This is a genomic window from Rhodanobacteraceae bacterium, from assembly GCA_016713135.1.
Classification (GTDB): Bacteria; Pseudomonadota; Gammaproteobacteria; order Xanthomonadales; family SZUA-5; genus JADKFD01.
Window position 1 is genome coordinate 1 of the sequence record JADJPR010000019.1, and the last position, 12,765, is coordinate 12,765.

The following is a 12,765-nucleotide window of genomic DNA, read 5'->3' on the forward strand; positions in this document are numbered from 1 at the left end:
GGCGCCCGGCACCAGCGAGATCTTCAGCTCCCGGCGTGCGCCGCCGAGACTGGCGCAGATCGCAGGTACGCCGCCGTACCGAGCTCGGCGGCGACTTCCATTGCCAGCCCGCGCATGCCGAGGCAATCGCTGCGGTTCGGGTCAGGCTGAGTTCGATGATGGCATCGGGAAGGCCGAGGTAAGCCGCAAAACCCGTGCCAGTGGGCGCATCGCCCGGCAGTTCCAGCAGGCCGCAGTTGTCTGGCATCGGTGCCGAGCCTCCTTCGCCGAGCACAGCATGCCGGGCGACTCGACGCCGCGCAGCTTGGCCGCCTTGATGTCCGGCAGCCCGCCCGGCAGCCTGGTGCCGACGGTCGCGCACCGGCGCCTTCAGGCCCACTCGCGCATTCGGCGCGCCGCAGACAATCTGCAGCGGCGTACCCGCCTCGATGTTGACCGTGCACACGCGCAGGCGGTCGGTATTCGATGTTGCACGGCCCCTGACCGATCTCGCCGATGACCACGCCATCCAGCGACCTGCCCAGCGCCTCACCTGACTCCGACTTCCAGGCCGCACATCGTCAACCGATGCGTCAGCTCCGCGCGCGAGGCAGCAATATCAACCAGTTGCCGCAACCAGTTCTCGGAAAACTTCATATCTGTTCAGTCTTCTCTGGGGCCCGGCGCTTCGATCGGGCTGAAAAGCGTTGGACGCAAAGGATTTAAAGTTGGAAAGAAAGGACGCAAGGACGCAGAGCTTGAGTTCGCATCGACTCGCGACCTCCTCTTTCGCTACTCTCTCCGCGTCCCTCCGTCCCGCGTTGAAATGAGCTGGTCCTTGCATGAACTGCCCAAGGAACCGCAAATCGTTCCTCGTAGAAGTTGCGCAGATCGGTCACGCCGTAGCGCAGCATGGCGGAAACGCCTGACGCCGAGGCCAAAGGCGAAGCCGGTGTACTTCTCCGGGTCGATCCCGACGTTGCGCAGCACGTTCGGATGCACCATCCCGCAACCGAGCACTTCCAGCCAGCGCTCGCTGCCGTCGGGAAGTTCCCAGTTCATCAGTACGTCCACGGCTCATGCTGGTGAAGGCAAAGGCGACAAGTGGAATAACAGCTTCGGCTCTTCGCTCGAAGTAGGCGCACGAAGTTCAGCAACGCCCTGAGGTCGGCGAAGTTGATGTTCCACCGACGACCAGGCCCTCGACCTGGATGCCGAAACATCGCGAAAGTGGTCTGGTCCGAGTCGCTGCGATAGACCTTGCCCGGCATGATCACGCGGATCGGCGGCTGCTGCCGCTGCAAACAACGCGGATCTGCACCGGCGAGGTGTGGGTGTGCAGCAGGCGCCCGTCGGGGAAATAGAAAGTGTCGTGCATCGTCCGCGCCGGATGGACCGGCGGGAAATTCAATGCCTCGAAGTTGTACCAGTCGCTCGATCTCCGGGCCGTCGGCCACGGTATAGCCCAGGCGCTCGAAGATGCTGACGATGCGGGTCAGCGCGCGGGTGATCGATGCAGGCCGCCCAGCCCGACCTGGCGACCCGGCAGGTTGATGCCGATGCGCTCGCGCTCCAGCTTGGCGCCAGCGCCACCCGGTCGAGCGTCGACTTGCGTTGGTTCAGCGCCGCCGACCGCATCGCGCGCACACGGTTCACTTCCGCGCCGCGCGTCTTGCGCTCTTCCGGCGACAGGCTGCCGAGCGTCTTCAGTAGCGCGGTCACCGAGCCGGACTTGCCGAGCAGTTCCACCCGCAGCGCATCGAGCGCGGCGAGGTCGGCGGCGGATTCGATGCGCGCCTGCGCACCGGAAAGCAGTTGATCGAGACTCATGGGGATCCCGGAAACGCGAACGGGGAAAAGCGAGCTTCCCGTTCGTCGAACGCTTGCGCATGGATGGCAGACGCGCCGACGATCCGCGCGCCCGCTTTCAGCTCTCGCATGCTCAGGCGGCGGCGAGCTTCAGCCATATCTGGTCTGCAACCGCCTTGAACGCGACCATGTCAGCACCGCCAGATCGGCCAGCACCTTGCGGTCGATCCTGATCCCGGCCTTCGACAGGCCGTTGATCAGACGGCTGTAGCCCGTGCCGCACAGACGGGCCCGCATTGACGCGGGACGATCCACAGCGAGCGGTACCTGCGCTTCTTCAGCTTGGTGACCACTGTAGGCGTACCGCAGCGCCTACGGCACCGCCTGCTGGAAGACGCGATAGACCCGTGGCGGGAGCCGTAGTAGCCCTTCGCGCGCGACAGCAGCTTTGCGTGGCGCACGCGCCGTTACACCACGCTTCACTTTCGTGCCATTTCGAAACCCTCCCTTATGCGTACAGCAGCATGCGTGCCACGCGACCTGCGTCTTCCGCCCGAACCAGGTCCGAGCGCGCAGGCCACGCTTACGCTTGCGGACTTCTTGTCAGGATGTGTGTTCCTGAACGCGTGACCACATCTCTTGAACCTTAGCCGCCACCGGTCTTGCGGAAGCGCTTGGCCGCCGCCCGGTTGCTCTTCATCTTCGGCATTGTCTTTCCTTCACCACTCGGTTGAGCCAGCGGTGACCAGTGTTGCCACCGGTACTTTCCCGATCCGTACCCGTTTGGCTGCGGGATTCCGGTTGCCCGGAGGTTGCCCCGGCCGTCAGGCCGGACGAGCAGCGGCTCCGCCTTACCCCGGCAGGCCGGTCGGCGACGACAGACTGTCAGCGGCGTAGAGCAGGCGATCAGGCCCGCACCTGGCTTCTTCGCGAGACTCATCATGCTCATCACGCGTCCTTCGACGCGCGAGCGCCGTTCGACCACGCCGTCCTCACCCACTTCCGGCGATCCGCGAGAGCATCGCGTCGCCAAGGGTCGATGTGCGCCAGCTTCGCGTCCGCGGAAGCGCAGACTGATCTTGACCTTGTCGCCTTCTTCGAGGAAGCGGCGGATCGTCCGCATCTTGACGTCGAAGTCGCCGTCGTCGGTACCCGGCCGGAACTTCATTTTGATTTCGACCTGCTTCTGCTTCTTCTTGGCCAGGTTGGCCTTTTTCTGCAGTTCGAACTTGTACTTGCCGAAATCCATGATGCGGCAAACCGGCGGATCGGCATTCGGCACGATCTCGACCAGGTCAAGCCCGGCGTCCTGCGCCAGCGTGCGCAAGGCCCGAAGCGGGACAGGATTCCAACCTGCTCGCCGTCAGGGGCCGATCACGCGAATCTGCGGGACACGGATTTCTTCATTCTTCCGGGTGGGGCGTTCCAGGACAGCTATGGCGGCAACTCCTGGGAAATCAAACCGATGGGGCCGGCATCGGCACCGTCAACGGGCGCTGTGCGTCACGTCTGCACGCAAGCGTCCGGCGAACTCCGCAACCGTCATGACACCGAGATCCTCACCAGTGCGCAGGCGGACGGACGCTTCGATTCCTTTCGCGCTCACCAGCGACGAGCAGGTACGGGATCTTCTGCAACGTGTGCTCGCGGATTTTATAGCCGACCCTGGTTCCTCAAGTCCGCAATGACGCGGAAATGCTGATCTGACAGGCTTTTGGCCACGCCGGCGACATATTCGGCCTGTCCGTCGGTGATTCCCATCACCACCGCCTGCACCGGGACAACCAGGCGGGCAGCGCGCCCGCGTGGTTTCGATCAGGATGCCGATGAAGCGCTCCATCGACCCGACGATCGCGCGCAGCATCACCGGGTGACGGCGCTGGCTGTGCTCGTCGACGTATTCGGCGCCCAGGCGCCCCGGCATCATGAAATCCACCTGCATGGTGCCGAGCTGCCAGGTGCGCCCGATCGCATCCTTCAGGTGGTACTCGATCTTCGGCCCGTAGAACGCGCCCTCGCCTGGCAGTTCCTCCCAGGCCACGCCAGCGTTGCGCAACGCAGCGCGCAATGCATCCTCGGCCTTGTCCCAGGTGGCGTCGTCGCCCAGGCGCTTTCCGGCCGCAGCGCGATCTTGATCTGCGGCTCGCCAAAGCCGAAATCGGCATAGACCTTCAGCGCCTGTGCGTGGAAGGCCGAGACCTCGGATTCGACCTGGGCCTCGGTGCAGAAGATGTGGCCGTCGTCCTGGGTGAATCCGCGCACGCGCAGGATGCCGTGCAGCGCGCCCGAAGGCTCGTTGCGGTGGCAGGAGCCGAACTCGCCGTAGCGGATCGGCAAATCGCGGTAGCTGTGCAGGCCGTGGTTGAACACCGGATGTGGCCGGGGCAGTTCATCGGCTTCACCGCGTAGGTCCGTTTCTCGGACTCGGTGAAGAACATGTTGTCCTGGTAGTTGTCCCAGTGGCCGGAGCGCTTCCACAGGCTCACGTCCAGGATCTGCGGGCAGCGCACCTCCTGGTAGCCGGCGCTGCGGTAGACCCCGCGCATGTACTGTTCGATGGCTTGCCACAACGCCCAGCCCGAGGTGCCAGAAGACCAGGCCCGGCGCCTCTTCCTGCATGTGGAACAGGTCCAGCTGCTTGCCGATGCCGGTGATCGCGCTTCCTCGCTTCCTCCAGCTGGGTCAGGTAGGCGGCGAGATCCTTCTTGTTCAGCCAGGCCGTGCCGTAGATGCGCTGCAGCTGCTGGTTCTTCGAGTCGCCGCGCCAGTAGGCGCCGGCCACCTTCATCAGCTTGAAGGAACCCAGCTTGCCCGTGTTGGGCACGTGCGGGCCGCGGCAAAGGTCCACCCAGTCGCCCTGCCCGTACAGCGAGATCTCCTCGCCCGGCGGGATGATGTCGTCGATGATCTCGGCCTTGAACAGCTCGCCCTTGGCCTTGAAGAAGTCGATCGCGGCGTCCTTGGCCATCACGCTGCGCTGCACCGGCAGCGCCTCGGCCACGATCTTCGCCATTTCGGCCTCGATGGCGGCGAGGTCTTCCGGCGTGAATGGGCGCTGGTAGGCAAAATCGTAATAGAAACCGTTGTCGACCACCGGCCCGATGGTGACCTGCGCTTCCGGGAACAGGCGCTGGGTGGCCTGCGCCAGCAGGTGCGCGGTCGAATGGCGCACGATTTCGAGCGCGTCGGGGTGCTTCTCGGTGACGATCCGAGCTTGCTTGGTCGACCAGCTTGCCGTCGATCTTGCCGGCCAAGGCCGCCTTGGCCAGGCCCGGGCCGATGCTGGCGGCGACATCGCCGATCGACAGCGCTTGTTCGAAGGAACGGATGGAACCGTCTGGGAGTTGGACATTCAACATGGGACTCTCCTGCCGCCGCGCGGACAGCGCCACACGGCTGGAACATGAATCGAAGGGCAAATCCGGGCACAAAAAAAGGCGCCGAGCGCCTTTGATTGCTGCATCGAGGACACTCAGGCCGCCAGTGGTTGATCGCCGTCTTAGTGCTCATGTGCCACCTCGCTGCGTTTGCCGAACTTGGTGGGCGCAACAGGGATCGAACCTGACCCTACCATGTCAGGTAGTGCTCTACCGCTGAGCTATGCGCCCAAGAGAGCCCGGAACTATAGCGAAGGGAATTGCGTTCGCCAAGGGGGCATGGCGCGAGTGTCGGATTGATTTCCTCGGTGGTCGGGGTTGGTCGGTGGTCGGTGGTCGCCAGCAAAGCCTGCACACCGCGGCCTTGCCCGCGACCTTTCCAACGGCCGCCGGAAGAGGTCGCGGCTGAAGCGGTTCCCACCATCGAACAATCAGTATGACATTGATTTTGCTTGGAAACATCCGATGACAAGGGGCGCGAGGGCACGCAAAAGCGCTCCTATCGCACCAAACAGGCTCTTGCGTGCCCTCGTGCCCTCGTGGCCTCGTGCCCTCATGCCATCCAGTTCGATGCGCGAACAAGCGCAGCGCCAGGGACGGAACTCCCGCAGGTCCTCGGCACACCGGATCCAATGGCGACAACCGACAACCGACGGTCAGGTCCCCTGCACTTCTGAACCGGAAGCCTCATCCCCTCGCACAACCTCCCGCAACGGCGCAACACTGGTAACCCGCGCACCATCACGAATTGTGCACGGGTTTCCATGTTGTCCATCCGAGTCCGCCTGCAGTGCACCGATGCGCTGGGCGCCACGCAACTGCTCGACATCACCAGCGGCGGAGTTGCCGGGCGCGATCCGGCGGGCGACATCGTGCTCGAGCACCCGACCGTTTCGCGCAAGCACGTGCGCTTCAGCGTGCGCGGGGACGAGGTCGAGGTACAGGACCTCGGCAGCGCGAATGGCACCTTTCGTCAACAACCGCCCGCCCGACCAGCGCCCGGTGTTGCTCGCCGACGGCGACCAGTTGCGCCTGGTCATTTGCACCGGCGGGTGTTCATCTCACCCGGCGGCGAGGCCCTGAGCCCGCCGGCGATGACGCACGTCCCATCCAGCCGCGACCAGACCACGGTGCCCGGCGGCTCGCGGGTGGAGCCGCAACTGCTGCTCGCACGGATCTCGCAGCGGCGGATGCTGTCCGACCCGCCCCCCGGCAATCGAAGGTTATGAAGTAGGCCAGGTGATCGTGCCGGCGCTCGGCGTCGGTGGCGACTTCATCCATTGGGCGATCGCCAACGACGGCCGCCAGGCCGTCGTGATGGGCGATGTCTGCGGCAAGGGCGTCGCGGCCGCGATGTACATGGCTTTCGTCAGCGGCATGCTGTTCGAGATCGTGCCCGCCTGCGGCTCGCCGGAATCGATCCTGCGCCGGCTCAACCGCTCCTTGCACAAGGTGGTCGAACCCGGTTTGTTCATCACTGCGATGGCGGTGATGCTCGATCCGCACCAGCACACCATCGAGATTGCCTGCGCCGGGCATCCTGCGGGATTGCTCAAGCTGGCTGGCGGCGAGGTGATCGAGCTCGGCATCGACCCCGGCCTCGCGCTCGGCCCCGAGCGCGATCCGGATATCGGCGTGCTGCACCGGGCGATGGCGACGGGCGAAGTGTTGATGGTCACCACCGACGGCGTCGAGGAAGCGCAGAGCCCGGATGGCCGCGAACTCGGCCGCGAGCGCGTGCTCGAAGTGCTGAAAGCCGCCGCAGGCGCCGCCGATGCCGCGCGGCGCCTGCAGTCGACGATTACCGAGCACGCAGGGTCGGCGCGCCAGCACGACGATCTGACCATCGTGACCCTGGAGCGGTGTGCCTGATCTGGGCCAGGTTGTGGGTTCTGGGTTTTGGGTCTTGAAGGAAGCGGAGAAGCGGCGACGCGGAGCGGTGCCGCTGTTGGTTCTCCTCGTCGGGATCTCCGCGCGGCGCGCCTACATCGCCGCATCCAGCCGCTGGCTCAGTTCCGCCGGTGGCACGAAGCCGAGCATGACGGTGCCGTCACTGGCAACAATCGTGGGTGTGCTGGTCAGGCCGAGCTTCTGCGCCAGCGCCAGGTTGTCGGCGATCGGGTTCGGGCAGATCTTCGGTTCGACGGGCTCACCGCGCTTGGCCAGGGTCAGCGCATGGCGGCGATCATCCGCACACCACACCGACACCGATTCCTGGTAGGCCGGCGACTGCAGGCCGCCGCGGGAACAACACGTATTCGACGCTGATGCCGGCCTGGTTGTAGGCACCCACCTGCTCGTGCAACTTGCGACAGTAGCCGCAGTCGATGGCGGTGAACACGGTCACCGCATGCCGCGGCTGTTCCGCAGCAAAACTGATCTTGTGGTCTGCCGGGAGCGCCGCGATCGCCTCGCGGCGGCGGTCCGTGCGTGCCAGTTCGGTCAGGTTCTCCTTCTTCGCCACCCGCCACAGGGCACCCGACAGCAGGTATTCGCCATCGGCACTGACGTAGACATCGGAGCCGTTCACCACGGCGGTGTACCAGCCCGCCATCGGCGCCGGCGCAATGGATTCAATGGTGGCATCGGGCACGAGGCGGGCGACGGCGGCCCGCGCCTTGGCATCGTCGCCGGCCTCCGCAGACGTCGTGGCGGTAAACGCGACAGCGGCCAGCCCGAGACTGAGCAAGATTCGCATGGATCACTCCTGAAGGTTGCCGGAGCGGCAACGTGGCGATGGAGTGAACACCGTGTCCGCAGTTCCACCCTGGCGCCGAACGGTGTCTGTCGCGCGCCGAACGGTGCGCTCAGCCGCGCCGGGCCAGGTCTTCGATCCCCACATTGTCCCAGCGCCGGGTGCCCGGCCCGGCGTCTTGCAGCAGCACCACCAGCGCCGCGGCAACAGCAGCCGATTCGACCGCTCGGTAGCGTCGCAACGGCCCGCGCAACAGCGGGTTGTAGAGCGGCGCCAGGCGCTGGGCGAAGTGCTCGCCGGGACGGCGCTTCGCCACGCGCGCCGAGCAGCAGCCCCGGCTGGAGGAAATCGCAGCGTTCCTGAACCGAGCGCCTCGATGCCCGCCTCCATCTCGCCTTTGACCCGCAGGTACAGGTTGGACGAGCCTGCCACAGCGCCGACCGACGACACCACGACGGCATGACGTGCGCCGCGGCGGCGCGCCAGATTGGCCAGCGCCAGCACCATGTCGCGGTCGACTGCGGCGAAGGCAGCGGCCGAACCGGCCTTCTTCAGGGTGGTTCCGATCGCGCAGGCGAAGGCGTCCAGGGTCGGCAGGTCGCCCTCGATGCGCGCCAGCGTCGCCGCATTGTCGAGGTCGCCCACCGCCACCTGCAGACGCGCGTGGCGCACGCCGAGGTCGCTGCGCGCCGGCACGCAGACCGTCCAGTTCCCGGCGCGCAGCAGCCGCTCGAGCGCCTGCTTGCCCACCAGCCCGGTCGCGCCCGCCAGCATCAGCGCAGGTGTGGCCATGGTCATTCCCCGCGCAGGGTCTTGCGCAGCGTGCGGTCCTCGCCGTACTCGATGTCGTCGATCCGCCAGGCCTCGCCATCCAGCACCACGCGGTAGGCGATCTCGATCGGATTGCCGGCGTTCTCGAAGCGCACCAGCGCGATGGTGGCGTTGCCGCTGACCTTGGCGACCGCGACGTCCATCGCCCGAGATCGGTTTCCTGCGCGTTGTAGAAAGGATCGAAGTCCAGGTTGCCGAGTTCCTCCGGATCGGGCCGGTCGATCTCGCGTTCCAGGGCCTCCACCAACGACGCAGTGAAGAACACGCGCCGTTCCGCCTTGCCTTCGCTGCGCAACAGCGGGCCGTCGCCCTCGGCGTGGACCCGGTACAACGCGCGCATCAAGGCCTGCGGCGAGTCGTTCGGCGCATCGCCCCAGGCGGTCGCCGCGATCAGCACGCAGACCGCCGCCAGCAGGTATCGCAACATGGGATTCTCCGATGCGGGGGCTTGGCCGCCATCTTACGCCGGCTCAGCCGCGGATCAGGTCGACCGCCACCTTGGCGGTCAGCGCGCAGACCACGCCGAGGAAGACCCAGCGGATGAAGCGGCTGCCGCGCAGGATGGCCATGCGGCTGCCGATCTGGCTGCCGGCCATGTTGCCGATGATCAGCGGCAGCACCACGATCCAGCGCACATAGCCGCCGAGCAGCAGGACCGTCCAGGAACTCAGGTCCGCGGCCACGTTGGCCGCCTTGGACACCGCCGACGCACGCAGGAAGTCGAGACCGATGACGCTGACGAAGGCGAACACCATCAGGGTGCCGGTGCCCGGGCCGATCAGCCCGTTGTAGAAGCCGGTGGCTGCGCCGACCAATCCGGCGACCATCCATTGACGCGCCCGGCGAAGCGCGGCTCATGGTGCTGGCCGAGGTCCTGCGCACGAAGGTGTAGACCGCCAGCAGCACGCACATCGCCAGGATCGACCACTTCAGCAACTGCGGGTCGGTGCGCCTGGCGAGCATCGCGCCCAGCGCCGAACACGGCAGCGCCGCGCCGCAGGCGGCGAGCACCAGCGGCCACGGCAGGCTTACGTGGCGGAAGTAGTTCCACGCCGCCACCGAGGTGCCCATGATCGAACTGGTGCGCTGGGTGGCGATGATGTTGAGGATCGCCCATTCGGGGAACAGGTTGACCATCGCCGGGGTCATGATCAGTCCGCCGCCGCCGACGATGCTGTCGAGCAGGCCCGCACCAAAGCCGGCCAATATGGCCAGCACGAAAGTCCACGCATCCATGCGCATCAGGTCCGACCGCGATGCGCGGATTCTCGCCTGCCGCGCGGCGGCAGCGCGGACATTTTGCTGACGCGCGGGGCTCACGCACCCATCGCGGGCCATGTCAGCATCCGGCCATGGAGATGCAGACCGACATCGTCGGCTATCGCTTCGGGCGGGTCGAGCTTGACTCGCGCGCGGCTGCCTGCGCGTGGACGGCAGCGATGTCTCCGCCACTCCGCTGCCGATGAAACTGCTGGCACTGCGGTGCAGCCCGCGGCGGCGAACTGGTCAGCCGCGACGAGATGTTCGACAGCCTCTGGCCGCGCCAGCAGATCAGCGACGATGCCCTGAACAAGCTGATCAGCCGGCTGCGCGAACTGCTCGGTGCCGAGGCCGAGGCCATCGTGACCGTGCGTCGCCAGGGCCTGCGGCTGGACGCACCGGTCGAGCGCGTCCGGCGCCCACCGGACGCTGCGGCAAACCCGACGCCCGACGCCACCGAGGCCGGCGCTCCCCCGCCGGCTCGATCCAGGTCATGGACGACCATGCTGCCGTTGCTCCTGCTGGCCCTGCTGGCGCTCGCCTTCGGCTGGCGCGAGGCCACGCGCAGCCCGGCGGAGATGCCTGCCGACGAGGAACCGGTGTTCGACTCCTATGCGCTGCGCGCAGCGGACCTGCACGCCAGCCGTCCCGAGACGGCTGGCCTGCTGCGCGCCGTGGAACAGGCGATGGACCGCGGCGACGCCGCGCAGGCGCGCCAGTTGTTGCGCAGCGCCGACGAGAGCGACCCGCAGAGCGCCCTGCTGCCCGCCCTGCGCGCGATCCACCGCGGCAGCGACGACCTGAGCCACCCGCCAAGCTGGTGCAGCGGGCGCGCCAGCGCTTGTCGCCGCAGGATCCGCCGTATGCGCGCCTGATGGTCGATTTTGCCGCCGCCGGCGAGATCGGCGAGGACGCCGAGCGCGCGGCGGTGGATGCGCTGCTGACCCTGCGGCCAGAAGCCTGGCGGCTGCGCTTGCGGCGCGCTCATCTGGACATCCAGGTTGGCGAACGCGCCGGCGCCCTGCGCCATTTGCGCGCCTTCTATGCCCACGACGCGGACCAGGCCGATGCGCGCTTGCGCCGCGCCGCCCACGCCCTGCGCGAGGGCGGACGCGCCGAGAAGGCGTCCACCCTGCTCGGCCTGGCCGCCGAAGTTGCACTCCGCCACGGACGCGACGACGATGCGCGCGCCTGGCTCGAATCGGCGGCCTTGCAGTTGCAGGAACTCGGCGCGGCGATCGAACTGGAGGTGCTGAACGCGCGCCCGGCCTGCTCCCGCGTGGGCGCTTCCTCGAAACTGCCGGCCGCAGCGACGACCGCTTCGGCCGCGGCGAGCCTGCCCTGGTGGCCGGCTGGTACGCTCTGCGCGATGGCAATCTCCGACCAGGCGCGGGCCGCCCTCGACGAGCCCGCGCGAGCGGCATCGCACGCTCACCCCACGCCGAATCGGCCGATTTGCTGGCGTTGCGCCTGGGCGGAGAGCGCCGGCGGTGCTGGATCGACCCGCCCTACCCCGACCTGCTGCGGATGGCGAGTTGTCGCGAGTTGGCTCCTCCAACCCACTGAATCCAAAGGATGTCAGCTTCCAGTCAGGCAGCGCTCCGGGAGTGCTCCAGCATGTCAGGCAGTGATCGGCCAGCCTGAACCGGCCATTCCCAGCCCGACGAGGCCATCCCGATGCACCCGCTCCGTTTGCTCACCGCTGCCCTATTGCTGGCCGCCGCCAGCGCATCCGCGCAGTCCGTCCCGGACGCGGCCACTGCCACCCGCCGCGCCGACTCGGCGCTCGACGACCTGCGCGGATCGGTACACAACCGGGTCATCTTCGAGGGCGCGGCTGAAGACTTCGAGCGCCTGCTCGCCAACTACCAGGGCGTGCTCGGCAAGCAGCAGGTGGACGACTACCGCACCGCGCTCGCCCAGGCGCGTGCCGAGTACCGGCAGTTCGCCGCCGCCGAGGACAGCGAACGTCTCGCGAGCCAGGTGACGGAACTCGAAGGCGGATGGCGCTCTTCCAGGCGGACCAGGCCGGGATGTCGCCCAACAGCCGCGAGGGCGCTATCGACGATTTTGCGCGGAGCATCGACGGGCTGCGCGCGGACGCCGCCCGCCTGCCGGGTAGCGAGGCGCTCGCTGCGCGCATCGAGGCGGTGGCGCGGGCCTTCGAGGCCGACATCGGCGGCGCCGAGGCCGCGGCGCAGCTCGCCAGCCTGCGCGAGTACTGGCAGCGCGACAGCGCCGACACCACGGGCTGGGAGGCGGAACAGGCCATAGCTACGCCAGCACCCGTTCGCGCGAGGCCAATGCCTTCGGCCTGCCGAAGACGCTCGAGCGCTTCGAGCTGGCGAACCACAAGCTTGCCCAGGCGCGCGAGCGCGGCGAGCCGGCGGCGTGGATTGCCGAACTGGAGGCGGAGCGCAACGCCACTCGCGCGAAACTGATGCCCGCGGTCCAGGCGCTGGTGACCGCTGCTGGCAGCCGTCCCGGCGACGATGAAGCGGCGCGCGAATCGATGACCCGGCTCGCCGAGCAACTGCGCGTCAGCCTGGGCGCGCAGAGCGACCCGGCTTTCGGCACCCTCGCCCGCCAGGCGGACGAATGGCTGGCGGCCGCGGCCGCCGCGGACACCAGCAGCGAGGAGGGCCGCGCGCGATGGTACCAGCAGATGACGGTATCGGGCCGCCGCGTGGCCGCAGATGGAAGGCGAGTTCCAGCTCTCGCGCGGATTCGACCCGGCCAATCCGGCGGCGATGGAAGGCCAGCTGATCCGGATCGAGACCGACAACCTGATGGGCTGGCGCTTCAAGGTGGGCG

The 12,765-nt window shown here is 67.4% G+C and carries 12 protein-coding genes, 1 tRNA gene and 5 pseudogenes; 4 read left to right on the plus strand and 14 right to left on the minus strand.

Annotated features, from left to right (window positions below; translation table 11 throughout):
• Positions 1-23: 23 nt before the first annotated feature.
• The 8 genes and pseudogenes from IPK27_14905 to IPK27_14940 form a co-directional block, all read right to left on the minus strand.
• Positions 24-636 (minus strand): annotated as a pseudogene (locus IPK27_14905) (hypothetical protein).
• Positions 599-1,041: pseudogene (locus IPK27_14910) on the minus strand (hypothetical protein). The pseudogenes IPK27_14905 and IPK27_14910 overlap by 38 nt, the downstream one beginning before the upstream one ends.
• The gene (locus IPK27_14915; GenBank protein MBK8068858.1) at positions 1,041-1,490 is read right to left on the minus strand and encodes a hypothetical protein; all 450 of its coding nucleotides are present in this window, start codon (positions 1,488-1,490) and stop codon (positions 1,041-1,043) included. Before IPK27_14915 ends, IPK27_14910 begins: the two are co-directional and overlap by 1 nt.
• Positions 1,387-1,809 (minus strand): hypothetical protein, encoded by a 423-nt coding sequence (locus tag IPK27_14920; GenBank protein ID MBK8068859.1) that lies wholly within the window; start codon positions 1,807-1,809, stop codon positions 1,387-1,389. Before IPK27_14920 ends, IPK27_14915 begins: the two co-directional genes overlap by 104 nt.
• 112 nt (positions 1,810-1,921) lie before the next feature.
• Positions 1,922-2,234 (minus strand): annotated as a pseudogene (gene rplT / locus IPK27_14925) (50S ribosomal protein L20).
• Positions 2,235-2,434: 200 nt separating this feature from the next.
• Complete coding sequence (gene infC / locus IPK27_14930) at positions 2,435-3,115, minus strand: translation initiation factor IF-3 (GenBank protein MBK8068860.1); 681 nt, start codon at positions 3,113-3,115, stop codon at positions 2,435-2,437.
• 232 nt (positions 3,116-3,347) lie between these two features.
• Positions 3,348-5,147 (minus strand): annotated as a pseudogene (thrS, locus tag IPK27_14935) (threonine--tRNA ligase).
• Positions 5,148-5,325: 178 nt separating this feature from the next.
• Positions 5,326-5,396 (minus strand) — tRNA-OTHER (locus IPK27_14940).
• A 533-nt stretch (positions 5,397-5,929) separates the two neighbouring features.
• On the opposite strand from IPK27_14940, the gene IPK27_14945 reads away from it, so the two are divergent.
• Both IPK27_14945 and IPK27_14950 read left to right on the plus strand, forming a co-directional pair.
• Entirely contained in the window at positions 5,930-6,394 is a 465-nt protein-coding gene (locus IPK27_14945; GenBank protein ID MBK8068861.1) for an FHA domain-containing protein, read from the plus strand.
• A gap of 10 nt (positions 6,395-6,404) precedes the next feature.
• Positions 6,405-7,037: a serine/threonine-protein phosphatase gene (locus IPK27_14950; GenBank protein ID MBK8068862.1), complete on the plus strand. Its 633-nt coding sequence runs from the start codon at positions 6,405-6,407 to the stop codon at positions 7,035-7,037.
• A gap of 111 nt (positions 7,038-7,148) precedes the next feature.
• Here the strand turns inward: IPK27_14950 and IPK27_14955 are convergent, their stop codons facing one another.
• From IPK27_14955 to IPK27_14980, 6 genes and pseudogenes are all read right to left on the minus strand, one after another.
• Entirely contained in the window at positions 7,149-7,367 is a 219-nt protein-coding gene (locus IPK27_14955) for a thioredoxin fold domain-containing protein (GenBank protein MBK8068863.1), read from the minus strand.
• Positions 7,351-7,863 carry a hypothetical protein gene (locus IPK27_14960; GenBank protein ID MBK8068864.1) on the minus strand — a complete coding sequence of 171 codons (513 nt, stop codon included), beginning with the start codon at positions 7,861-7,863 and terminating at the stop codon, positions 7,351-7,353. The genes IPK27_14955 and IPK27_14960 overlap by 17 nt, the downstream gene beginning before the upstream one ends.
• A 3-nt stretch (positions 7,864-7,866) precedes the next feature.
• The gene (locus IPK27_14965) at positions 7,867-8,652 is read right to left on the minus strand and encodes an NAD(P)H-binding protein (GenBank protein ID MBK8068865.1); all 786 of its coding nucleotides are present in this window, start codon (positions 8,650-8,652) and stop codon (positions 7,867-7,869) included.
• Between the two features lie 2 nt (positions 8,653-8,654).
• On the minus strand, positions 8,655-8,834 hold the full coding sequence (locus IPK27_14970) for a hypothetical protein (protein ID MBK8068866.1): 180 nt from the start codon (positions 8,832-8,834) through the stop codon (positions 8,655-8,657).
• Positions 8,835-9,161: 327 nt separating this feature from the next.
• On the minus strand, positions 9,162-9,518 hold the full coding sequence (locus IPK27_14975) for a TSUP family transporter (GenBank protein ID MBK8068867.1): 357 nt from the start codon (positions 9,516-9,518) through the stop codon (positions 9,162-9,164).
• Positions 9,469-10,029 (minus strand): annotated as a pseudogene (locus IPK27_14980) (sulfite exporter TauE/SafE family protein). The gene IPK27_14975 and the pseudogene IPK27_14980 overlap by 50 nt, the downstream one beginning before the upstream one ends.
• 182 nt (positions 10,030-10,211) lie before the next feature.
• On the opposite strand from IPK27_14980, the gene IPK27_14985 reads away from it, so the two are divergent.
• Both IPK27_14985 and IPK27_14990 read left to right on the plus strand, forming a co-directional pair.
• On the plus strand, positions 10,212-10,826 hold the full coding sequence (locus tag IPK27_14985; GenBank protein MBK8068868.1) for a hypothetical protein: 615 nt from the start codon (positions 10,212-10,214) through the stop codon (positions 10,824-10,826).
• A gap of 1,128 nt (positions 10,827-11,954) precedes the next feature.
• A complete protein-coding gene (locus IPK27_14990) occupies positions 11,955-12,392 on the plus strand; it encodes a hypothetical protein (protein MBK8068869.1) in 438 nt (145 codons plus the stop codon).
• Positions 12,393-12,765: the final 373 nt, after the last annotated feature.

Coding starts and splice junctions, on each gene's coding strand:
- IPK27_14960 (MBK8068864.1), bottom strand. CDS start 7,863: ATGCGAATCTTGCTCAGTCTCGGGCTGGCCGCTGTCGCGTTTACCGCC.
- IPK27_14975 (MBK8068867.1), bottom strand. CDS start 9,518: ATGGTCGCCGGATTGGTCGGCGCAGCCACCGGCTTCTACAACGGGCTG.
- IPK27_14970 (MBK8068866.1), bottom strand. CDS start 8,834: ATGGACGTCGCGGTCGCCAAGGTCAGCGGCAACGCCACCATCGCGCTG.
- IPK27_14945 (MBK8068861.1), top strand. CDS start 5,930: ATGTTGTCCATCCGAGTCCGCCTGCAGTGCACCGATGCGCTGGGCGCC.
- IPK27_14965 (MBK8068865.1), bottom strand. CDS start 8,652: ATGGCCACACCTGCGCTGATGCTGGCGGGCGCGACCGGGCTGGTGGGC.
- IPK27_14990 (MBK8068869.1), top strand. CDS start 11,955: ATGGCGCTCTTCCAGGCGGACCAGGCCGGGATGTCGCCCAACAGCCGC.
- IPK27_14985 (MBK8068868.1), top strand. CDS start 10,212: ATGTTCGACAGCCTCTGGCCGCGCCAGCAGATCAGCGACGATGCCCTG.
- IPK27_14920 (MBK8068859.1), bottom strand. CDS start 1,809: ATGAGTCTCGATCAACTGCTTTCCGGTGCGCAGGCGCGCATCGAATCC.